This is a genomic window from Stutzerimonas stutzeri, assembly GCF_002890895.1.
GTDB classification, from domain to species: domain Bacteria; phylum Pseudomonadota; class Gammaproteobacteria; order Pseudomonadales; family Pseudomonadaceae; genus Stutzerimonas; species Stutzerimonas stutzeri_AB.
This window is the reverse complement of record NZ_POUL01000004.1, coordinates 184,826-207,277: the sequence shown is the minus strand read 5'-3', so window position 1 is coordinate 207,277 and position 22,452 is coordinate 184,826. Positions and strand designations below refer to the sequence as shown.

Sequence of the window (22,452 nt, the reverse complement as noted above, 5' to 3'; positions counted from 1 at the left end):
CAACATCTCAGATGCCGCTTCCCTTGCGTGCCTTCGGGCGCTTCGCTGTGGTGGAAGCAACCCCATATACATGACGCATAGACTTAAGCTGATCGAGAGCGGTAATTCGCTTTGTCATGGCGCAAAAAAAGCGCCGCGGTTTCCCGAGGCGCTTCAGATTTGGCTCCTTCGTGACTTATCGCTCGAGAAGGATACGCAGCATGCGCCGCAAAGGCTCTGCAGCACCCCACAGCAGCTGATCGCCCACAGTGAATGCCCCAAGGTAATGCGACCCCATGTTCAGCTTGCGCAGCCGACCGACCGGAACACTCAATGTGCCAGTCACTGATGTCGGACTCAGTTCCTGCATACTCGCGTCTCGATGATTCGCAACGAGCTTCACCCAGGGGTTGTGCTGGCTGATCATGCCTTCGATATCCGAAATGGGCACATCTTTGTTCAGCTTGATGGTCAATGCCTGGCTGTGGCAACGCATCGCGCCGACACGTACACAGATACCGTCGACCGGAATCGGACTCTTGAAACGCCCTAGAATTTTGTTGGTCTCCGCCTGCGCCTTCCATTCTTCACGGCTCTGGCCGTTCGGCAGCTCTTTGTCGATGTAAGGAATCAAGCTGCCCGCCAGTGGAACGCCGAAATTGTCTACTGGGAACGCTTCCGAGCGTTGGCATTCGGCGACCTTGCGATCGATGTCTAGGATGGCGCTGGCCGGATCAGCCAGTTCATTGGCAACCGATGCGTTGATACTGCCCATCTGCTTGATGAGTTCGCGCATATTCTGCGCGCCAGCACCGGACGCAGCCTGATAAGTCATTGCGCTCATCCAGTCGACCAACCCATGCTCGAACAGGCCACCCAGACCCATCAGCATCAAGCTGACCGTGCAGTTGCCGCCGATGTAATTGAGGGTGCCCGCGTCCAGTTGATGATCGATGACCTTGCGGTTGACCGGATCGAGCACGATAACGGCATCGTCGTGCATACGCAGCGTCGAGGCTGCATCGATCCAGTAGCCTTTCCAGCCCGCTTCCCGCAGTTTGGGGAAAACCTCGCTGGTGTAGTCACCACCTTGGCAGGTAAGAATTACATCGAGGGATTTCAATTCATCGATGCTGTAGGCGTCCTTGAGCGGCGCTATATCCTTGCCAATCGAGGGGCCCTGACCGCCGACGTTGGAAGTAGTAAAGAATACCGGCTCGATCAGGTCGAAATCCCGCTCCTCCAGCATCCGCTGCATAAGCACGGAGCCAACCATACCGCGCCAACCGATCAGACCTACACGTTTCATCGCAACTACACCTATATATGTGTGACCCGCATGACGGGCCGTCGACTAAGAAATACGCTTTCGGGTTCGAAAGCGCGGGCGCGCTGTCCATTTACGTCTGACACCACGCCTCGCACTCCTCGGCGTTTCCGCCTAGCCGTCGCCCACAAGCTCTATCAACGGCTGGTGCAAATGGGACCAGAGAGATTACAACTTCGCGAGCGCCGCGACTACCGCATCACCCATCGCCCGGGTATTCGCCTTTTCACAACCCTCAGACCAGATATCACCCGTACGCAGGCCCTGATCGAGTACGTTGCTAACCGCCTGCTCGATCGCATCTGCTGCAGCGACCTGGTTGAAGCTGTAGCGCAGCATCATCGACACCGAGAGGATCGTCGCCAGCGGATTGGCGATACCCTTGCCTGCAATGTCCGGTGCCGAACCGTGACAAGGCTCGAACATACCTTTGTTATTCGAATCGAGAGAAGCGGACGGCAGCATGCCGATTGAACCTGTCAGCATGGAAGCTTCATCCGACAGGATGTCGCCAAACATGTTGTCGGTGACGATTACATCGAACTGCTTCGGTGCGCGCACCAGCTGCATTGCGGCGTTATCGACATACATATGGCTGAGTTCAACGTCCGGATAGTCCTTACTGACCTCCTCCACCACTGCGCGCCATAGCTGACTGGATGCCAGTACGTTGGCCTTGTCCACCGAGCAGAGTTTCCTGTTGCGCACCCGAGCCATGTCAAAACCGACCTCGGCGATCCGGCGGATTTCGCTCTCGCTGTAGGGCAGCGTATCGAAGGCCATACGCTCGCCATTTTCCAGCACCTTGCTCTCGCGTGGTTGTCCGAAATAGATGCCCCCAGTCAGCTCGCGAACGATCAGGATATCCAGGCCGGCCACGATCTCCGGCTTCAGGCTGGACGCGGCCGCCAGTTGTGGGTACAGCAAAGCCGGACGCAGATTGCCGAACAACCCCAGCTGCGAGCGAATCTTCAACAGGCCACGCTCAGGCCGGATAGCAGGGTCTATTGCGTCCCACTTCGGCCCGCCAACGGCACCCAGCAGGATTGCGTCCGCAGCACGAGCACGCTCGAGCGTCTCGTCAGCCAATGGCACGCCGTACTTATCAACCGCCGCGCCACCCAACTCGTCGTAGCTCAGCTCCAGGTCGAGCTGAAACTTGTCGTTAGCCAGTTTTAGCACCTTGACCGCTTCGGCCATGATTTCAGGACCGATGCCGTCGCCAGGAAGAACCAGAATTTGTTTAGACATTTAAAGATTTCCTTCTAAAGCTGAAAGCTGCATGCAAACCACCCTGGCTCCCAACTTCTTGTTTTATTTGATCGCGCCGAACAACCAGGGCTGGCTCTTTTGATGACCTGCTTCGAACGCCTTGATGGCCTCAGCATCCTGTAAAGTCAGGCCGATGTCGTCCAAGCCATTCAGCAGGCAATGCTTGCGAAACGCATCGACTTCGAAGCTGTACTGCACACCGTCCGGACGGGTGACCGTTTGAGCAGCCAAGTCCACGGTGAGTTGATAGCCCTCTGCAGCCTCGGCCTGTTCGAATAACTCGTCGACTTCTTCTTCTTTCAACACGATTGGCAACAAGCCGTTCTTGAAGCTGTTGTTGTAGAAGATATCGGCAAAGCTCGGCGCGATAATCGTGCGAAAACCGTACTCTTCCAATGCCCAAGGCGCGTGCTCACGCGAGGAGCCGCAGCCGAAGTTTTCCCGGGCAAGCAAAACGCTGGCGCCCTGATAGCGCGGAAAGTTCAGCACGAACTCCTGATTCACCGGACGATGCGAGCAGTCCTGATTAGGCTGCCCGACGTTCAGATAGCGCCACTCGTCGAACAGGTTCTGACCAAAGCCAGTACGCTTGATCGACTTGAGAAATTGCTTGGGGATGATCTGATCGGTGTCGACATTGGCGCGATCGAGCGGCGCGACGAGACCGGTATGCTGGGTGAATGCTCTCATGGTGGTCTCCTCAGGCCTGCATCAATTCACGAACGTCAACGAAGCGACCAGTCACCGCAGCCGCAGCAGCCATTGCCGGACTGACCAGATGCGTTCTGCCACCGGCACCCTGGCGGCCTTCGAAGTTGCGGTTGGACGTTGACGCGCAATGCTCGCCACTGCCCAGTTTGTCGGGGTTCATTGCCAGACACATCGAACAACCGGGCTCACGCCACTCAAAGCCTGCCTCTACAAAAATCTTGTCCAGCCCCTCGGCCTCGGCCTGTTGCTTGACCAGTCCCGAACCCGGCACCACCATCGCCTGCTTCACCGTTGAGGCAACCTTACGCCCCTTGGCCACTTCCGCGGCAGCGCGCAGGTCTTCGATCCGCGAGTTGGTGCAGGAGCCGATAAAGACGCGATCAAGTTGGATGTCGGTGATCCGTTGATTGGCCTGCAGCCCCATGTATTTCAGCGCACGGGTTATGGAGTCACGCTTGACCGGGTCAGCTTCAACCGCCGGATCAGGCACGCTTTGATCAACAGCCAGGACCATCTCAGGTGACGTACCCCAACTGACCTGCGGCTTGATGTCTTCTGCCTTCAACTCAACGACCGTGTCGAAAACCGCATCCTCATCCGAAACAAGTGTCTTCCAGACCTCGACAGCCTGCTCCCAGTCGGCGCCCTTGGGTGCGAAAGGACGGCCTTCGACATAGGCGATGGTCTTCTCGTCTGCAGCCACCATGCCCACACGGGCACCCGCCTCGATGGACATGTTGCAGATCGTCATGCGTCCTTCCATCGACAAGTCGCGGATGGCACTGCCGGCAAATTCGAGCGCATGACCATTGCCACCCGCGGTGCCAATCTTCCCGATGACCGCCAACACGATGTCTTTGGCGGTCACGCCGAAGGGCAGCTTGCCTTCAACGCGCACCTGCATGTTCTTCATCTTTTTAGCGACCAAGCACTGCGTTGCAAGCACATGCTCGACTTCCGAAGTGCCGATGCCATGGGCCAGCGCAGCGAATGCGCCGTGCGTCGAGGTGTGCGAGTCGCCGCAGACCACGGTCATGCCTGGCAGGGTTGCGCCCTGCTCCGGGCCGATGACATGAACGATGCCCTGACGAATATCGTTCATCTTGAATTCGAGGATGCCGAAGTCATCGCAGTTCTCGTCCAGCGTTTGCACCTGGATGCGGGAAACCTCGTCTGCAATGGCTTCCAAGCCACCCTGACGCTCGCCCTTGGTAGTCGGCACGTTGTGATCCGGGGTGGCGATATTGGCATCGATGCGCCATGGCTTGCGCGCTGCCAGGCGAAGCCCTTCGAACGCCTGGGGCGAGGTCACTTCGTGCAGGATATGACGATCGATATATATCAGTGACGAGCCATCATCACGGCGCTTGACCTCGTGCATTTCCCAGAGCTTGTCGTAGAGCGTTTTGCCAGCCATCGGACTTTCCTCATCAGTGCGTTGGGCAATAGCCCTTTTGCTTATGAGGTCATGCTACGGACCTACCACGGATTACTCAAATTCATATTTTTCATCACAACCATTCCGCTGTGGAATACTAAAGCGAAGCCAAGCAAACCACTGGAGCCGGACATGGACCTTGCCAACCTCAACGCTTTCATAGCGGTCGCCGAGATGGGCAGCTTCTCCCAGGCCGCCGAACGCCTCCACCTGACTCAGCCGGCGGTAAGCAAACGCCTGGCTTCATTGGAGTCACAGCTGAACGTGCGGTTATTCGATCGGCTAGGCCGCGAGATCGGCCTGACCGAAGCCGGCAGAGCGTTGCTTCCTCGCGCGTATCAGATCCTCAATGTCCTGGACGACACCCGCCGCGCCCTGACCAACCTCAACGGCGACGTCAGCGGGCGACTGACCCTGGCCACGAGCCATCACATCGGCCTGCATCGCCTCCCCCCCTTGCTGAGGCGCTTCACTCGCGCATACCCGAACGTGAATCTGGATATCCGCTTCCTCGACTCTGAGGTGGCTTACGATGAAGTCCTGCATGGGCGCGCCGAGCTGGCGGTGATCACCCTGGCGCCGCAAACCGCAGCGCCTATTCGTGCGGTCAAGGTGTGGGAAGATCCGTTGGATTTTGTGGTTGCGCCCGAGCACCCCCTGGCGCGTATGGGCGAAATAACCCTGGCTGATGTCGCCGGCTATCCGGCCGTGTTTCCAGGCGGGAATACCTTCACCCACCACATTGCCCAGCGGTTATTCGAGCGCGAGGGGCTGACGCCCAATATCACGATGAGCACCAACTACATGGAAACGATCAAGATGATGGTGTCCATCGGGATCGCCTGGAGCGTGCTTCCACGCACCATGCTTGATGATCAGGTGGTGCGCTTGCCCATGCCGGGCGACCAACTGGCAAGGCAGCTCGGATATATCACGCATACCGAGCGCACCCTGTCTAACGCAGCCAAGGCCTTCATGTCTTTGCTGGACGCCGACTAAGCGCACTTGCACTTTGCCATCAGCTACGGATAAGTTCGGATCACAACTACAAAATCAAAGAGAACCATGAGCATCGCCTGCCATCGACACCTTCAGCAGACCCAGCCCTCCGAGGTCGCCCATGTTGCCGCCTGACGCGAAGCCAGAGTCCTCACCAAGCGCAGCACCCAAACCATGGCAAGACGTGGCTCGCCTGCTATCCGTGCTCGACGGGGCGGGACTCGGCCTGTGGTCCTGGGATGTCCAACGCGGCACCATGCACTGGTCGCTCGGCACTGGAAAACTGTTCGGCCTGGACTCCCCGCTGGTAGAGCTATCTCCAGATCAGTATCTAGGTCTGATCGTTGCTGAGGATCGTCCGCATATCGAAGCCGCTGCATGTTCGGTGCTTGCCGGCTCAGAAACGCGCTTCAGTTTCCGGCACCGGGTTTGCTGGCCTGACGCTAGCGTGCGGTGGCTGGAGATCGATGGCCAGCGGCAGATCAGTGACGATGGCAACACGATTCTGGTTGGGGTCATCCGCGACATCACCGACCAGCACACTCAGGCGCAGGCGCTGGAAGACAGCCAAGAGCGCCTTGAGTTGGCATTGGCCTCCGCAGAACTGGGCAACTGGGAATGGCACATACCAAGCGACCGCCTATATGCCTCTCCCAGAGCGTCCGAACTGCAAGGCCTGATAGAAGGCCCATTCGATGGCTCGTTTCGCGAGTTTTTCCGCAGCGTTGCTGCCAATGACCGCAAGACGATGCGCACGGCATACAGCGATTTACTCGCCGGACGCCGGCAAACCTATCAGGCCACGTATCAGGCGATCCATTCAGACGGCACAATTCGGCATCTTGAAAGTACCGCCAAACTCTACCGAGACGAGCATGGCGCGCCGTTGCGCATGGCGGGGATCATCATCGACGCCACCGAAAGGGTCCTGCGCGAGCAACATTTGGCAGCCTCGGAAGCGAAGTTCTCGGCCTTGTTTCAAGGCAGTCCGGACCCGATCTCCCTGTCCCGCATCCGCGACGGGGTTTTCATGGAGATAAACCCGAGCTTCAGCGTCGTGTTTGGTTGGAACAGTACCGACATCGTCGGGCGTTCTGCCCCTGAAGTGGGCATCTGGCGAGACGAGCGGCAGCGAAAATCACTGTTTGAGCAGCTGATGCGTGATCAGCGGCTGGAGAACGCCGAGGCACAGTTCCGCACCCGCTCAGGGCAAATCGTCACCTGCGTGGTTTCCAGCAGGTTCATCCGTGTCGACCGCCGCCTGTGCATCGTCACCACTTTTCGTGACATTACCAAACGACAACAGGCCGAAGCAGCACTGAAGGCCAGCGAGGTCAAATTCGCCAAGGCGTTCCATTCGAGCCCTGACGCCATCATCATCAGCGAGCGCAGCACTGGAAGATTCATCGAAGTCAACGAAGGCTTTCACCGCCTCTCTGGTTACCGTCCGGAAGAAGCTATCGGCAGGACCTCTTCCGAACTGGGCGTCTGGCCCAGCACGCAACGCCAAGAAATCCTCGAACGGCTCGAACGTGATGGCCGGGTGACGAACTGGGAGATGGTCGGCCAGGACCGTCACGGTCGTCTCAAGCAGATTGAGGTGTCGGTAGAGCCAATCGAGCTGAACAACACCGATTGCCTGCTGTTATCCGCGCGCGACATCAGCCAGCTCAAGGCGGCTCACGCGCAGATCCATCACCTGGCCTATCACGACCCGCTGACCAATCTGCCCAACCGTACCTTGCTGATGGATCGCCTGACCCAGCAGACGGCGCTGCACAAAAGACACAACCTTCGCGGTGCGTTGTTGTTTCTCGACCTCGACCACTTCAAGCACATCAATGACTCGCTCGGTCACCCCGTCGGCGATGCAGTCTTGAAGATGATCACTGCTCGCCTTGAGGCCAGCATCCGCCAGGAGGACACCGTTGCCCGCCTGGGAGGTGACGAATTCGTTGTGCTGCTGACCGGCTTGACCGGCAAGCGCTCGGAAGTGACCCGCCATGTTCGCCAGGTTGCCGAAAAACTTCGCACCCTTCTCGCGCAGCCCATGGTGTTCGAAGGCAACAGGTTGCAGGTAACACCCAGTATCGGCATCGCCCTGATGCCGGATCACGGCGAGACACCCGCCGATCTATTGAAGCGAGCCGACATCGCCCTTTATCGCGCCAAGGATGCCGGACGCAATGCAATCCAGCTCTTCCGCACGACCATGCAGCAAGCCGCCAGCGCGCGCCTGCAACTTGAAAGCGAGCTGCGCCTGGCGCTACAGCGCAACGAGTTCGAATTGCACCTTCAACCGCAGGTAGATGCGCGCTCCGCCAGGGTGATTGGCGCCGAGGTTCTATTGCGCTGGCATCATCCCGAGGATGGCGTGCGATCTCCAGCTCAGTTCATCGACGTGCTTGAAGAAAGCGGCCTGATCGTGGATGTCGGCAATTGGGTCATCAAGGATGCCTGTCGTATTGCCGCCTCGCTATTGACAAGCGGGCTCGTACGTTCGGACAGCTTCAGCCTTTGTGTGAACATCAGCCCGCGCCAGTTCCGCCAAAGCGAATTCGTCGAACGGATTCTCGAGGCGCTCAAAGCCGCCGAGCTCCCGCATAGGATGATCAAGCTGGAAATTACCGAAGGCATTGTGATTCAGAACCTGGAAGACACCATCGCTAAAATGCGCCGGCTCTGCCGGCAGGGCGTGAGCTTCGCCATGGACGATTTTGGTACTGGTTATTCGTCGCTCACTTACCTGAAGCGACTACCGGTAGATGTCCTCAAGATTGACCAGTCGTTCGTCCGCGATGCGCTGGACGACCCAAACGACGCCGAGATCATTCGCGCCATTGTCGCCATGGCGCGAAGCCTCGGGCTGGAAGTGATTGCCGAGGGTGTCGAAAAGCAGGCACAGCTCGACCTGCTCCAAGCGCAGGGCTGCCACCTGTATCAGGGCTATCTGTTCAGCCGCCCGCTTCCGCTGGCGGATTTCGGAAAATTGCTAAAAGCCCATTTAGCTAGCTGAATGAGCCTTTTCCTGCAAAAGAAAAACCCCGCCGAGCGTTTCCGCAGGCGGGGTTCCCTCAGGTTACAGGCCTATCACATATGCGCGGGCTGCCCGATCAGCTCTCTAACGCCAAACGTTCACCGTTGATTGGAATGCGCTTGGGTTTAGCCTCTTCCGGCACAACACGCTCGAGCTCAATGCTGAGCAGCCCATTATTCAGCGCTGCGCCTCTCACCTCTATGTGGTCAGCAAGGCGGAACGAGAGCTTGAATGCGCGCTGGGCGATGCCCTGATGCAGATAGGTAACGTTTTCGCCACCGTTTTCACGCTTGCCGCCACTTACCGTCAGCACGCCTCGCTCGACCTGCAGATCAAGGTCGGACTCTTGAAACCCAGCGGCTGCTACGATAATGCGGTACTCGTCATCACCGTGCTTTTCCACGTTGTAGGGCGGAAACGAGCCGTTTGCGTCATTGCGCAGGGCGGACTCGAACAGATCGTTGAAACGATCAAAACCAATGGACTGACGAAACAGTGGAGCCATCGAAAAATTAGTCATGTTGCTTTCTCCTGAAATTCAGCGAGTGGTTCATACAGGACCCGAATTCGGCACCCTGTAATGTCCTAGATAGGAGCGGCTCGCTTGTTTTCAAGACCGTACGCCGGGGATTTTTTATGTCGAAAGTGATGTTGATAACAGGCGCCAGCCGTGGCATTGGCGCAGCCACCGCCAGGCTCGCAGCGGCTGAAGGTTACGCGTTGTGCCTGAACTTTCGACAGCGTCATGACGCAGCAGAGCAGCTACTGAAAGAACTACACAGCCAGGGCGCACAAGCGATTGCTATCGAGGCGGATATAGCGGACGAATCACAGGTCGTCCGACTGTTCGAAGCCGTCGACGCAGAGTTCGGCAGGCTCGACACACTGGTGAATAACGCCGGAATGCTTGAACGCCAAATGCGCCTCGACAACATGGATAAGGCACGCCTGGAGCGCGTATTCGCGGTCAACGTGTTTGGAAGTTTTCTCTGCGCACGCGAGGCGGTCAAGCGCATGTCGACCCGCCACGGCGGTTCCGGTGGCGCCATCGTCAACGTATCGTCGATTGCTGCCAAACTCGGTGCGCCCAACGAGTACATCGACTATGCAGCCGCCAAAGGCGCAATAGACAGCATGACCCTTGGTTTGGCCAAGGAAGTCGCAGAGGAAGGCATTCGGGTCAATGCCGTACGGCCTGGCGTGATCTACACAGAGATCCACGCCAGCGGTGGCGAGCCAGACCGCATCGAGCGCGTCAGGCGCAGCGTGCCCATGGGCCGAGGGGGCGAAGCGCTAGAGGTGGCGGAAGCAATTCTCTGGCTAGTCAGCGACAAGGCCAGCTACACCAGCGGCGCTCTGCTCGATGTAAGTGGCGGACGTTAGCAGGTGACTAGACAGCCTCTTCAAATCCAAGTGAGCTCTCGTCTAAGCCCAACAGCGCGTCGAGCCGCTCGCAATCATTCTCCCGCCGTACCTGAGCGAACATCGTGACGGCTTGCGGATAACTGCGTGTCAGCAGAGATATCCACTGCTTCAAGCGTCCAGGTGCATAACGCGGAGACATCTTGCGTCGCGCCTGCCCCCAGAAATCAGCCAGTAGCGGCTGGAGATCTTCCCAACTCATCGGTTCAAACAGCTCACCAGCTTTTGCCGCCGCGATCTGCTGGGCTAGATCCGGCCGACAGACCAGGCCGCGACCTAGCATGATGTCCTCGACACCACTGACCTCTCGGCAACGGCGCCAGTCATCTACCGACCAGATATCACCATTAGCAAAAACTGGCACATTGACGGCGTCCTTGACCCTAGCCACCCACTCCCAGTGCGCGGGCGGTTTATACCCCTCGACCTTGGTCCGCGCATGCACCACCAGCTGCTCCGCGCCGCCGTCAACCAGCGCGCGAGCACAATCGAGCGCCCCTTCCTTACTGTCAAAACCTAGACGCATCTTGGCAGCGACGGGAATCGACCCTGGCACAGCCTTGCGTACCTCACGAAGTATGGAGTACAGGAGTTCTGGCTCATTGAGCAGGATGGCACCGCCGCGCGACTTGTTGACAGTCTTGGCCGGGCAGCCAAAGTTGAGGTCGATTGCCGGGGCGCCAAGGCTGCACGCATAAGCAGCATTATCAGCCAGACAAAGAGGATCGGAGCCCAGCAACTGCACTCGCAATGGTGTGCCCGCGCGAGTAGCGGCTCCACGCTGAAGCTCAGGAGCCAGTCTGTGAAAGCTGGACGCCGGTAGCAGACGATCAGAAACCCGAATGAACTCGGTCACGCACCAATCGACGCCACCTACACCGGTGAGCACGTCCCGCAGGATGTCATCAACGAGCCCTTCCATAGGTGCCAAGGCGATCTGCATCAGAAACGACCCAACCGAAAAAAGGCTGCATTGTACGGACGTAAGCGCCGGTACGAAATCTGCGTATTACACTCAGCCGGCAGACTGAATGAGCAGGCGTATCGTGCAACCTACCGGTTATCGACTGACAATACCTCAGCTGTTACGGCCCGCGTGATCAGCGCCCGACTGCTATGGAAAATCAATGATTTCAAGCGTTGCGGGACTTCAACGCCCACGCGAGGGTCGTAAAGCGTTTGCTGGGCGGACCGCTGGCTCGATGGCGCTGGATGCCATGCACCAGTCCTAGAGTAAGCAGTCTGCACATATAGAGCACTCGCGCTCGTCTCAGGCAATCAAAGACCGAGTCTGGCAGCGCTGGCCTTGTAATGCTCTGCCTGCTGAGTGTCACGAGCCAGCCCATGGCCACCAGCCATGTACAGCTGGGCCAACCGTGCCGCAGCTAACGGGTGCTCCGCCTCGACGGCGAGCTTCCACCAGTGCGCGGCCTTTGCACCGTCTGGGCCGTGAGTAGCGTCTTCGCCCAGGCAGATCACTCCCATCTGGTAGGCAGCCTTGGCATCGCCTTTCTCAGCCGCCAGGCGCAGCAAACGTATGCCTTCCTGCCTTGCCCCGTAACCTTGACCACGGAACAGCAGGATATGGCCATAAAAACTCTGCGCTTTGATATCACCAATCGCAGCCATCCGAGAAAACTGGCCCTCCATCCACCGCCACATTTTCGGTTGCCGAACAACCCGTCGAGAGCTCATCAGTCTGCGCGCAACCAGATAGCCGACTCGCGCTTGAATGTTGTTCAACATCTACGGAATCCCCGGATAATCAAATTCGAACACTCGCGCAACCTCGCCCGCATGCCAGGATGCGGCAGCAGAACCATCTGCCGGACCAGAAAAGCGCCCGAGGCGCGTCGCACACTCGAAAAATCCTGTTCTTGGTAACCGACTGGCACCTTGACTGACGACTAATGCACTACGTAGCGGCCGATCAGCATGAGCATCCAGAGCCGCTAGATGCTCCAACGCGGCAGTCAACGTTTGCATGGCAGGCGCGGGTAGCTGGAGGCGTTCGATCAACGCTCGGTAAGTTACCAAATGGCGTTGTCGCCGGACTTCAGCTAATTCGTCCATCAACGCCTGCCAGTGAGGACGGCTGATGCGAATTGACGCTGCGGTGCCTGTTACGCCTCCTGCTGCCATCCTTCAATCTCCAATGCACGGGCAAGTGCGCGACGTATAGCCTCACCAGGTTCGCGTTCGCCCCGCTCGATTAGATCCAGGTAAGCAGGGCTGATGCCGACAGAGCGTGCCAGCGCTTCCTGAGTCAATCCTTTGGCCTCTCGCAACACCGGCAACGTATTGAACTTCGGCAATGCGCCTGAAGTACCTGCTCCCACCGGCACCGCGGCACTCACGCTACGCCCGCTGCCTAATAGTGCCTGATACTCGTCCCAAGGCAGCACGGCATACTCCGGCATACCGTCCCGCATGATGACCTGAACGCTCATCCTCTACCCCGACCGTAGTCTCAAATTCAAAGACAAGATCTTATCAGCCCGGGCGACAATTCATTCATCATCAAAACGCCCCACTAAAGAGTGAGGGGACGCTGCTGAGCAAGCACCCGAAAGGATTAAGCCGGTGAACTTCTAGAACTCGGGATTACGCCCTCTACCGACATTACCGCCGTCTGCTTCGTCGATAGAAGGCAGCTGATCAATATTTTCCCGCACATCTGCGGGCTGGCTGTCTCGCCAGGAGCGAAACGCCTGCAACTCGCCAGACCACTTTCGGATTATCCAGCCCAGTACCGCCAGATCATCGACAAATCCGAGACCTGGAATCCAGTCTGGGATAGCGTCCATCGGTGACAGGAAATACAGCAAACCAGCGACTGCAGCCACCAGCGCGGGCCTGCTGACCTGCCGATACTCACCTCGCCACCACGCCACGCACAGCCCTTGCAACAGACTGAGATCTTCACGCAACCCTTTTACCAAGCCACCCCGTGCTGAGCGCTTTCTAGCGACCGCAAGCAGCACTATCGGTAACCTTCCACGAGCGAGAACGCCTCGCGCTACCGGCAGGTACTTTAAGAAATTCCAAGGTGCTTTCATCGAATGCCTCCCGCTAAAGCTGCTTTGTCACTGCCGGAAGAAATATCCACAGAACCTGTGGATAACCCTGTGAGCAGGTGCTGGATGACTAGCTGAAACCCCCGCGCGACGCGGCCTACGAACAGATGGGCGGCTTTTTGCCCAGAGCGAATAACGCCTTTTAAATCAGCAACTTAAAAAAACAGCACCGTACGCTTGGTGAGTCCGCAAAGACTCTCAGGCTTTACGAAAACGATTGTGAATAACCGTAACATGTCAACACCTTTGTAAGGCCAATTGCACTTGAAAACAGGGTGCTAAAGCCGAATAAGCGTTCTAACAAGGACAACATCAGCCAGTCCTCGTTCCTGCCCAACAGTCAGTCGTGACGCCGGACAACCAACTCTATGGGGAGCAAGCGGCCAGCAACTTAAAATCACGGAAACAAAAAAGCCGGTCGAATGACCGGCTTCGTTGAAACAGGTTTTGGCTGTCAGTTTGCGCTCAACTTGGCTCTATTTTTTTTCAAAGTGGCCGCGCCTATTCCTTTGACTTCGAGCAATTGGTCGATCGAGCTGAATGGACCATGGGCATCGCGGTAGGCGACGATCGCTTTGGCCTTCGTAGCGCCTATCCCCTTGAGTTCACGGGTCAGGGTTTCAGCGTCGGCTGAATTGATGTTGATCGGCGCCACTTGCTGGGCCGCCGCAACCATCACGGGGTCAGCGGACTTCGTCGGGCCAGCAACACTACCGAGAGAGACACTAGCGAGCAGAGCGATTATTGAAGCGGATAGCAAAGACTTAAGCATTGTTCATGTCCTTATGAGTGTCGGATTAACGACGCGGTACTCCATGCGCCGCAGCGACACTCTAAGTCCCACCACAATTAAGTCAAATTGGAAGCCATGTTCTGTGAACCGCGTCCACTGCGCCACCTATCACATCTTATTGAACAGGCTCAGCCCGGCGATCTTGACGTAGCTTTGCTGCGCGGCTTCAAGTATCACCGTCTGCATGGAGAGTCGCGACAAGGCCTCGGCATAGTCCAGCTCGCGCAGATCGGCCTGGACGCCCTTGTTGACCAGCGTGACGTCCTCGTTGTCCGTCTGTGTAGTTTCAATAATGTTCAGCCGCGCACCGATATTGCCGCGCGCCGCATCGACACTGACCATGCCGTGATCGAGATTCGTCAGCGCAACGCCGACGGCGTCCCGGACGCCCATATTTCCGTTCGCCGGATTTTCCAGAGCGGAGCGGAGGTTGGCGATGGTGGCAAGGATGCCTTGTTTCTGCTCATTAACGCGAGTCAACGACATGCTCCCAGCAGGCGTAGGACCCGTCAGGGTTATCGATAGTCCAAGATCTTTCAGCGCCTCGGTATCCGTTGCGTTTAGAGCACCTCCAGAAGCAAGTGTAAAAGTCGTCGCCGGATCGGTAGATAACGTCAGCGTACGATCAGCAGGCGGGATATCAGCGCTAATTGTGAAGGTGACCGTGCCACCCGGGAACGCCTTAGCAAACGCACTGGGGTCCGTAATGTTCGTACTTATCGCTGAATCCAACTCTGGGGGGTTAGACTTCATAGACGTGCCAGACACTGAAGGCGCTACAACAATACTCTCGCCACCAACCGGCACCCCATCAAACTGAACGTGCACACCTCTAAAGGTCAACGTATCCGATTTATCGTGATTGTCATCAAGGGTGCCAGAAGCCAAAACCCGGCCAGACTCAGCGTCAGGAACAGGATATCCCGTAGGCGGCAAGGCTAGATCGTAGACTACATATTCGGTACTAGAAGTGAAATGAACGCCAATCCCGCCTTTTGGAAAGGCTGGGTTTCCACTGAACGCCACCTCGTCCTGAACCAGAGGCGCCGATGTGCTCAATGTCGACCCAGCCTGCCCGACAACCACAGCGCTCGTCAGCCGTCCGGCATTGGTCACGTTTTCAAAAACCGATTTGCCGTTGTCGCTGATTGGAATATTCAACGAACTCGCAATCTGAAGCTTCCGCTGCCCTTCATCTCCTTGGTAGCTATAGCTTCCATCGGCACTGCGTACGAATGGTTGAGTTTTACCCTGAAAACCCGAAAACAGATATTCGCCGCGAGCGTTACGAGTATTCATCAACGACAGCAGCTCATCCTCCCGCTCACCCAGCTCCGCCGCTATGGATTTGCGATCTTGTGGATCGAGGGCGCCGTTACCCGCCTGCACTGCCAGTTCACGTACCCGCTGTAGAATTGTGTTGACTGAATTGAGCGAGACCTCTTCCTGGGTGAGACTGTTCTTAGCGGCGGTGAGGTTGGAGTTGTACTGGCTCAGCACGTTCTGCTGTTGCTCCAACTGCAACAGGCGCACCGACGCTACCGGGTCGTCCGCTGGCGTTAGGATTCGGTTACCCGTGCTGATCTGCTCCTGCGTTCGGGTTGCGTTGGAGTAGTTGCGCTGAATACCGGTTACGCCGTTATTGAATGCTTGCAAGGTCGAGATGCGCATGGCCGGGCCTGTTACCTGAAGGTGCTAATCAATGTATCGAACATGGAGCGGGCAACTTGAATGATCTGAGCCGAAGCGTTGTAGTATTGCTCGAACTTGATCAGGTTCGCGGCCTCCTCGTCGAGGTTGACGCCAGAGAGCGAGTCCCGATTATCAGTCGCCTGTTTGAGAATCGCGCTATTCGCTTCGCTGTCCATGCGGGATTGTGCCGTCAGGGTGCCGACGCGCTCGACAAGCTCGCCGTAGCCGTCGGTGAAGCTGAAGCCCGAGCCCGTTACCGCACTGTCTACGCCGACCGTCTGTTTCGTCTGCAAATCCACAAGCTTCAACGCATTACGGTTGTCGGAAACGCCGCTCCGGTTGAAGTTAAACGAGAAGCTGTCGTTTACCGCAGGCTTGCCGCTAACCGTGAATTCAAAACTGTACTGCTGCTCATCGGGAGCTGTCCCGGTCGTCAGGGTCAGGTTCAGCGTATTGGTCTGCCCGGCGGTTATGCTTGCCGGAGATAGCGTCAGACCTGCCGGAGCACTCGTAGGCATCGTCAAACCGGTTCCGTCGTAGGTAAGGGTCAGCCCCTCGAACGCAGCCGACAGCGCTGCCGGGTCTATCGGCGATGGGCCTGTCAGCAGGTTTGGCTGCCCGACGACGCCGGTACCGCCATTTTGAAGCGCGCTTTGGACACGCACCGGTGCGGCGAACGCCAGCTGGTCAGGTTGATCCAAAGTTGCGCTGATGTCTGCAGCGCCGCGACGGGTCGGCTGCAACGAGAATTTATCGCCAGCTAGCGGAGTTCCGCCAACTTGCACGGTGAAGCCTTGGTCGCGGCCATCCTTATCCGTGAACGAAAGAGCGCCATTTGTTAGCTGGACGTTTATCGGCTGGTTGTCGCTTAGTCTCCGAGCTTTGTAACCACTACCGTCATACTCAAGGACGTAATCGCTAGCGTTCAGTAAACTCGTATCATTAATCTCCACCGACGCATCGGCGGGGTCTGTCCCGTTGAGCGAAGGGTTGCCGCTGAAAGTCGTGGCACGCAGCGCCATAAGGCCAACGGTGTTGTAATCACCGAACAGCGCGGTCCCTACGTTGCCTTTCAGATCCAGCCCCTGCCCCAGCTGTGTATTGACCTGATCGCTCACTGCCAACGCCAGCCGCCCCAACGAGTTCATCGTCGAATCCAGCACTTCGCTGCGATATCGAATCAGCCCGCCGAGCTCGCCGCCGGTGATCTGCGAGGTGATGCCCTGTTCGGAACCACCGCTGACAAAGCGAACCTCGTAACGGTTGGGATCGCTCTGCCCCGGTACAACCTTCAGCCGACTCACGGTGCTGCCCACCACCAACGGCTGACCACTGCCGACCGAAATATTGAGGCTGTTATCGTCCTGCGGCGTCACGCTGACACCAATGTAAGTCGACAATTGCCGCACCGCCTCGTCGCGCGCATCGAGCAAATCATTGGGCTGTTTGCCGTTGGCTGAAGCGGTCGCGATAGCGTCGTTCAAGCTACCGATGCTGCCAGCGAGCCGGTTGACTTGGTCGGTCACCGCCGCCATCTGCTTGTTGGTGAAGTTGTTCTGCTCGGTTAGGCGGTCCGATACCGTATTGAAGCGCCGTGCCAAACCTTCCGCTTCAGCCAGCACCAACTGGCGCGCCGGGATATTGGCGGGGTCTTCCGCTGCGGTTTGCAGTGCCGAAAAAAACTTCTGAAGCGACGGCGTAATACCGGTCGTGCTGCCGGCCAGCAAGGAATCAAGCTGATCGATCTGGCTCTTATAGGCTTCAACATCGCTGCTCAGCGATGTGCTGCTGCGCAGCTGACTGGTCAGAAACTCACTGTAGCTACGGCGTATTTCCACCAGCGTCGTGCCCGAGCCCACGTAGCCCGCGCCGCTGAATTGCGGCGTGCGCGTTGCTTGCGAGGCATCCTGCCGGCTGAAGCCCGGCGTGTTGACGTTGCTGATGTTGTGACCCGTTACGGACAACTGGCTCTTGCTGGCACTCAGGCCGGACAGGCCAATATTCAGTAGATCAGCCATGTTTAACCTCTAGTCCGAACGGCGGGCGACGTGCTGGCGTCGGCAATTGTCTGATAGGTCTGCACTTTGCGAGCGATCTGGTTGATCTTGCGTGCGTACTGCGGGTCAGTTGCATAACCTGCCCGCTGCAGTTCGTTGACGAAACGCTCGGAGTTGCCAGACGCACTGGCCACCTGAAGGGCTGGCTTGTAACGATCGTTGTTTTCCAACAGCCGGACGTAATCGTTAAAGCTGTGTTCGAACGAGTCATACGCCCGAAACCCGGCAACCTCTTTGGTTGCCTTGCCATTGACGTACTCGGTCGTGGTGACCTTCGCGGACGCACCGTCCCACCCTGTGGCTTTGATGCCGAACAGGTTGTGGCTGTTAGTGCCGTCCTTCTGCTTGATGATCGACTTGCCCCAGCCGGTTTCCAACGCGGCTTGAGCGACGAGGAAGCGCGGCTCAACGCCTAAACGCTTTGCTGCTTTTTCAGCCATCGGCAGCATCGTGGCGATGAATTCTGCGGGCGAGCTGAAACGCGTCTTGCTCGGCGCGCTTGGAGCAGTCGCCTCGACGCCGTTGATGGTCAACGGCGCGTCCTGAGGCGCTGCGAAAGCGGTAGCAGCCTTCCAGTCAACATCGACCAGAGGCTGAGCCGTGCCCGCCTGGCTAGCTTGAGCCGCTTGGGTATTTGCAGCTGTAACCTCCGCATGAGCGCGCTCGGCCAATCGTCCCGGCAATGCCAGACGACGCTGATTGAGCAGCTGAGAATCGTTGCGCGCCGGGTCAACTGGAGCAATCTTCGAGTTGGGATTGCTCGACCACTTGGCCCCTTCGGTCTGTGCCACCTGGGCGAAAGGATTCGGCTTTTCGCTGGGCTCCTGCTGCTTGCTAAGCTGACGAATCAGCACGTCAGCAAGGCCGATGCCGCCGCCTTCCTTGGATAACGTGACTGAAAGCTGCTGGTCGTGCATGTCCTGATACTGCTTGCTGGCCTGGCTGTTGAACGGGTTGTCCTTCGACATGACTTCGGTGGCCGAACGCATCGACTTGAGCATCTCGTTCATGAACAGAGACTCGAACTCCTGCGCCACCTTGCGCACGTTCTCGGCACCGTCACGATCCTTGCCGACCTTGAGTTGGTTCAGACGATTGAGGTCAGAGTAGCTACCGCTGTCAGGTGTGCGTCGACCCAGTCCCAGACGATTTTCCATTATCCCTGTCCTCAAATGACAATCAGGTCTGCTTGCAGGGCACCGGCCTGCTTCAACGCCTCGAGAATCGCCATGAGATCGCTCGGCGCCGCGCCGACCTGATTCACCGCGCGAACGATTTCGTCCAGAGTCGTGCCAGGGCCAAACTTGAACATCGGCTTGGCTTCCTGCTCTGCCTTAACCTTGGAATTGGGAACAACCACGGTCTGCCCATCAGAAAGCGGATTTGGCTGACTCACCTGCGGATCTTCGGAAATGGTCACGGTCAGGCTGCCGTGCGTCACTGCAGCTGGCTGAACGCGTACGTTCTGGCCGATGACGATGGTCCCGGTTCGCGAGTTGATAATGACCTTGGCCACCGCCTGCCCCACGTCCACTTCCAGATTTTCCAGGATCGATAGGTAATCCACACGCTGGCTAGGATCCAGCGGGGCGGTAATGCTGATCGAGCCGCCATCGAGCGCCTGAGCTACGCCCGGGCCTAGCAGCTCATTTATGTGATCCACGATGTTCTTGGCGGTGGTGAAGTCCGGACGATTGAGGTTCATGGTCAGGGTTGTGCCCTGGTTGAAAGCGCTGGGCACCGGTCGCTCAACTGTCGCCCCTCCGGGGATTCGGCCTGCAGAGGGAATGTTGACGGTGATGCGCGAGCCATCTGCGCCGCCGGCATCGAAACCGCCCACGACGAGATTGCCTTGAGCAATCGCATAGACGTTGCCGTCGATCCCTTTAAGCGGCGCCATCAACAGGCTCCCGCCGCGCAGACTTTTGGCGTTGCCGATCGACGATACGGTGATGTCGATCGTCTGACCCGGCTTGGCGAATGGCGGAAGCTCGGCGTGTATCGAGACAGCAGCCACGTTCTTCAGCTGGACGTTGCCGCCCGCAGGCACCTTGATACCAAACTGCGCCATCATGTTATTGAAGGTCTGCACTGTAAAAGGCGTCTGGGTCGTCTGGTCGCCGCTACCGTTCAAGCCAACCACAAGACCGTAACCGATCAGCTGGTTGCTACGTACACCCTGAATGGTGGCGATGTCCTTCAACCGCTCGGCATGGGCCGGAAGCACCACTACACAGAGCAAGGCAACCAAAATCGAGCTGAACAGTTTCATTGCCAGTACCTGCTTAGAACGGCCACAACGGGCTGATGAAGAAACGATCCAACCAACCTGGCTGGCTGGCATCGGCGAAGGCGCCGGTACCGGAGTAAGTGATACGGGCATCAGCAATACGGGTCGACGGGACGGTGTTGTCGGTGGCGATATCGTCCGAACGTACCAGCCCGGCAATTCGCACTAACTCATCACCCGTATTGAGCGTCATCCATTTTTCCCCGCGGATGGCGAGAATGCCGTTCGGCAGCACATCCGACACGGTCACGGTGATCGAGCCGGAGAGGCTGTTGCTCTGCCCCGCCTGACCGGAACCAGAGGTATCCCGTGACGCTTCGTATTCAGCGCCCAACGTCATCTTGTTGTCAGTCAGCGGATTAACCATCGATACGGCACCGCCGAACAGCGAACCCAGCCCGATGTTGGCACTGCTGTCCTTGGCGATTTTCGAATTGGAATTCTTGCTCGCCTGGGTTTTTTCGTTGAGTGTGACGGTGATGATGTCGCCGACCCGATAGGCCTTACGATCGTCGTAAAAATTGGTCTCGAAGCCCGCCTGATAGATCGCGCCATTGTTCTGCGCTGCCGGCAGTGGCGTGCGCGGCAGAACTGGCGAGTAATAGGGATCGTTGGGCTTCGGAGCCGGCGCCATGCAACCGGACATAATCACGGCGGACACCAGTGGAAGGACAATCAACAAGCGGCGCATATTCACCTCAATCCAGCGGCTGACGGCTGTTACAGCTGCTGGGTGACAAAGGACAGCATCTGGTCGGCCGTGGAGATGACTTTCGAGTTCATCTCATAGGCGCGCTGCGTGGTGATCATGTTCACCAACTCCTCGACCACGCTGACGTTAGAGTTTTCCAGGGTGTTCTGCAGTACGGTGCCCAGGCCGTTGAGACCGGGTGTACTGACTTGTGGCGCACCGCTCGCGGCAGTTTCGAGGAACAGGTTGCTGCCCATCGCCTGCAGACCGGCCGGGTTGACGAAGTCAGCGGTCTGAATGTTGCCAATGATCTGAGGTGCCGGGTTGCCCAGCGTTGTGACGGACACAGTGCCGTCCTCGCCCACGGTGAAGGTCTGCGTTTCCGGCGGCACGACAATCGCTGGCTCCAGCGAGTAACCGTTGGAGGTCACGATCTGGCCTTCAGCGTTCAGATGGAAACTGCCGTCACGCGAGTAGGACACTGTGCCGTCCGGCAGCAGCACCTGAAAGAAGCCACGGCCATTGATGGCCATGTCAAGCGGCTGTTCGGTGGTCTGCAGGCTGCCGGCGGTGAACTGTTTTTGCGTGCCTACGATTCGCACACCGGTACCCAGCTGCAAACCCGAAGGCAGTTCGCTGTCCTGGCTGGACTGTCCACCGGGCTGACGACGGATCTGATAAAGCAGATCCTGAAATTCGGCCCGATCCTTCTTGAAGCCCGTTGTCGAGACGTTTGCCAGGTTGTTGGAAATGGTGGTCAGGTTCATGTCCTGCGCGGACAAACCGGTCTTGCTGACCCACAGTGCTGGAAGCATGTTCTTCTCCTCGTGCGCCGGAATTCGGGCGCCGCCTAGTTTGTTTAGCTGATCTGCAAGACTCGGGCCGCAGCGGCACCGTCTTCTTCGGCAGTACGCATCATCTTCACGTGCAGCTCGAATTGCCGGGACAGCGCGAGCATCGAAGTCATCTCGGCAACGGCGTTGACGTTGCTCGCTTCAAGGAAGCCTGAGGTCACGCGAACCGCGGCGTCAGCCTCGACTGGCTGGCCATCCTTCATGCGAATAAGACCGTCGGTGCCCTTCTCCAACTGCTTGGGATCAGGATTGACCAGTTTCAAACGATCGACCGTAACCACCACATTTGGATCTTCACCGAGCGCGCGGATACTGATCGAGCCGTCAGCTCCGATCTCCACTTTCTCTTCTGGCGGCACGGCGATCGGCCCGGCATTGCCGAGCACCGGCAAACCGTCGCCTGTTCTGAGCATGCCAAGCGTGTCGATATTCAGGCTGCCAGTTCGGGCGTAGGCCTCGCTGCCATCCGGCGCTTGCACGGCTATCCAGCCATCTCCCTCAACCGCTACGTCCAGGTCTCGACCGGTCTCTTGCAAGGTGCCGGAACTGAAGTCCGTGCCTGGACGCTCGGTCATGGCGTAAACACGTGCCGGAAAGCTGTCTCCGAACACTTGCATCGAGCGCGCTTGCTCGAAGTCCCGCCGGAAGCCCGTGGTCGAGATGTTTGCCAAGTTGTTGGCATGTGCCTGCTGAGCACGAGCGTTTTGGCTCGCCCCCGTCATGGCCACATAGAGCATCTTGTCCATCGAACCTCCCCACGCAAATTGACGCTAACTGAACTGATATCAGCTACAAAGCAAGCGCTATGCCAAG

General features: G+C 57.9%; 21 protein-coding genes. 3 read left to right on the top strand and 18 right to left on the bottom strand.

Features of this window, described 5'->3' with window-relative positions:
• Nucleotides 1-175: 175 nt before the first annotated feature.
• The 4 genes from asd to leuC form a co-directional block, all read right to left on the bottom strand.
• A complete protein-coding gene (asd, locus tag CXK96_RS09330) occupies nt 176-1,288 on the bottom strand; it encodes an aspartate-semialdehyde dehydrogenase (RefSeq protein WP_102836189.1) in 1,113 nt (370 codons plus the stop codon).
• 186 nt (nt 1,289-1,474) lie between these two features.
• Nucleotides 1,475-2,557, bottom strand: coding sequence for a 3-isopropylmalate dehydrogenase (gene leuB, locus CXK96_RS09325; protein ID WP_102836188.1), 1,083 nt, complete (start codon nt 2,555-2,557; stop codon nt 1,475-1,477).
• Between the two features lie 63 nt (nt 2,558-2,620).
• A complete protein-coding gene (gene leuD / locus CXK96_RS09320; protein ID WP_102836187.1) occupies nt 2,621-3,268 on the bottom strand; it encodes a 3-isopropylmalate dehydratase small subunit in 648 nt (215 codons plus the stop codon).
• A gap of 10 nt (nt 3,269-3,278) precedes the next feature.
• Nucleotides 3,279-4,706 (bottom strand): 3-isopropylmalate dehydratase large subunit, encoded by a 1,428-nt coding sequence (gene leuC / locus CXK96_RS09315; protein ID WP_102836186.1) that lies wholly within the window; start codon nt 4,704-4,706, stop codon nt 3,279-3,281.
• A gap of 153 nt (nt 4,707-4,859) precedes the next feature.
• On the opposite strand from leuC, the gene CXK96_RS09310 reads away from it, so the two are divergent.
• Together CXK96_RS09310 and CXK96_RS09305 are read left to right on the top strand one after the other, a co-directional pair.
• Nucleotides 4,860-5,726: a LysR family transcriptional regulator gene (locus CXK96_RS09310; protein WP_102836185.1), complete on the top strand. Its 867-nt coding sequence runs from the start codon at nt 4,860-4,862 to the stop codon at nt 5,724-5,726.
• A 121-nt stretch (nt 5,727-5,847) separates the two neighbouring features.
• The gene (locus tag CXK96_RS09305) at nt 5,848-8,742 is read left to right on the top strand and encodes a sensor domain-containing protein (protein WP_102836184.1); all 2,895 of its coding nucleotides are present in this window, start codon (nt 5,848-5,850) and stop codon (nt 8,740-8,742) included.
• A 97-nt stretch (nt 8,743-8,839) separates the two neighbouring features.
• Here CXK96_RS09305 and CXK96_RS09300 read toward each other — a convergent pair whose 3' ends face one another.
• On the bottom strand, nt 8,840-9,283 hold the full coding sequence (locus CXK96_RS09300; protein ID WP_102836183.1) for an Hsp20 family protein: 444 nt from the start codon (nt 9,281-9,283) through the stop codon (nt 8,840-8,842).
• A 116-nt stretch (nt 9,284-9,399) separates the two neighbouring features.
• Here CXK96_RS09300 and CXK96_RS09295 point away from each other — a divergent pair, with 116 nt between their 5' ends.
• The gene (locus tag CXK96_RS09295) at nt 9,400-10,146 is read left to right on the top strand and encodes an SDR family oxidoreductase (protein WP_102836182.1); all 747 of its coding nucleotides are present in this window, start codon (nt 9,400-9,402) and stop codon (nt 10,144-10,146) included.
• A 7-nt stretch (nt 10,147-10,153) separates the two neighbouring features.
• Here the strand turns inward: CXK96_RS09295 and CXK96_RS09290 are convergent, their stop codons facing one another.
• From CXK96_RS09290 to flgF, 13 genes are all read right to left on the bottom strand, one after another.
• Complete coding sequence (locus CXK96_RS09290) at nt 10,154-11,128, bottom strand: tRNA dihydrouridine synthase (protein WP_102836181.1); 975 nt, start codon at nt 11,126-11,128, stop codon at nt 10,154-10,156.
• A 335-nt stretch (nt 11,129-11,463) separates the two neighbouring features.
• Nucleotides 11,464-11,931 carry a tetratricopeptide repeat protein gene (locus CXK96_RS09285; RefSeq protein ID WP_102836180.1) on the bottom strand — a complete coding sequence of 156 codons (468 nt, stop codon included), beginning with the start codon at nt 11,929-11,931 and terminating at the stop codon, nt 11,464-11,466.
• Nucleotides 11,932-12,327: a hypothetical protein gene (locus CXK96_RS20930; protein WP_102836179.1), complete on the bottom strand. Its 396-nt coding sequence runs from the start codon at nt 12,325-12,327 to the stop codon at nt 11,932-11,934.
• The gene (locus CXK96_RS09275; RefSeq protein ID WP_102836178.1) at nt 12,309-12,635 is read right to left on the bottom strand and encodes a helix-turn-helix domain-containing protein; all 327 of its coding nucleotides are present in this window, start codon (nt 12,633-12,635) and stop codon (nt 12,309-12,311) included. The genes CXK96_RS20930 and CXK96_RS09275 overlap by 19 nt, the downstream gene beginning before the upstream one ends.
• 141 nt (nt 12,636-12,776) lie before the next feature.
• Nucleotides 12,777-13,244 carry a YkvA family protein gene (locus CXK96_RS09270; protein ID WP_102836177.1) on the bottom strand — a complete coding sequence of 156 codons (468 nt, stop codon included), beginning with the start codon at nt 13,242-13,244 and terminating at the stop codon, nt 12,777-12,779.
• 472 nt (nt 13,245-13,716) lie between these two features.
• Entirely contained in the window at nt 13,717-14,034 is a 318-nt protein-coding gene (locus CXK96_RS09265) for a ComEA family DNA-binding protein (protein WP_102836176.1), read from the bottom strand.
• Nucleotides 14,035-14,163: 129 nt separating this feature from the next.
• On the bottom strand, nt 14,164-15,726 hold the full coding sequence (locus tag CXK96_RS09260) for a flagellar hook-associated protein 3 (protein WP_102836175.1): 1,563 nt from the start codon (nt 15,724-15,726) through the stop codon (nt 14,164-14,166).
• Nucleotides 15,727-15,737: 11 nt separating this feature from the next.
• A complete protein-coding gene (gene flgK / locus CXK96_RS09255) occupies nt 15,738-17,765 on the bottom strand; it encodes a flagellar hook-associated protein FlgK (protein ID WP_102836174.1) in 2,028 nt (675 codons plus the stop codon).
• Nucleotides 17,766-17,767: 2 nt separating this feature from the next.
• On the bottom strand, nt 17,768-18,961 hold the full coding sequence (gene flgJ / locus CXK96_RS09250) for a flagellar assembly peptidoglycan hydrolase FlgJ (RefSeq protein ID WP_102836173.1): 1,194 nt from the start codon (nt 18,959-18,961) through the stop codon (nt 17,768-17,770).
• A gap of 11 nt (nt 18,962-18,972) precedes the next feature.
• Nucleotides 18,973-20,076, bottom strand: coding sequence for a flagellar basal body P-ring protein FlgI (locus CXK96_RS09245; protein WP_019342803.1), 1,104 nt, complete (start codon nt 20,074-20,076; stop codon nt 18,973-18,975).
• 13 nt (nt 20,077-20,089) lie between these two features.
• The gene (gene flgH, locus CXK96_RS09240; protein ID WP_102836172.1) at nt 20,090-20,785 is read right to left on the bottom strand and encodes a flagellar basal body L-ring protein FlgH; all 696 of its coding nucleotides are present in this window, start codon (nt 20,783-20,785) and stop codon (nt 20,090-20,092) included.
• Nucleotides 20,786-20,814: 29 nt separating this feature from the next.
• Nucleotides 20,815-21,600, bottom strand: a complete 786-nt coding sequence (gene flgG, locus CXK96_RS09235; RefSeq protein WP_046162214.1) for a flagellar basal-body rod protein FlgG — start codon at nt 21,598-21,600, stop codon at nt 20,815-20,817.
• 44 nt (nt 21,601-21,644) lie between these two features.
• Nucleotides 21,645-22,385 carry a flagellar basal-body rod protein FlgF gene (flgF, locus tag CXK96_RS09230; protein WP_102836171.1) on the bottom strand — a complete coding sequence of 247 codons (741 nt, stop codon included), beginning with the start codon at nt 22,383-22,385 and terminating at the stop codon, nt 21,645-21,647.
• Between the last annotated feature and the right edge of the window lie 67 nt (nt 22,386-22,452).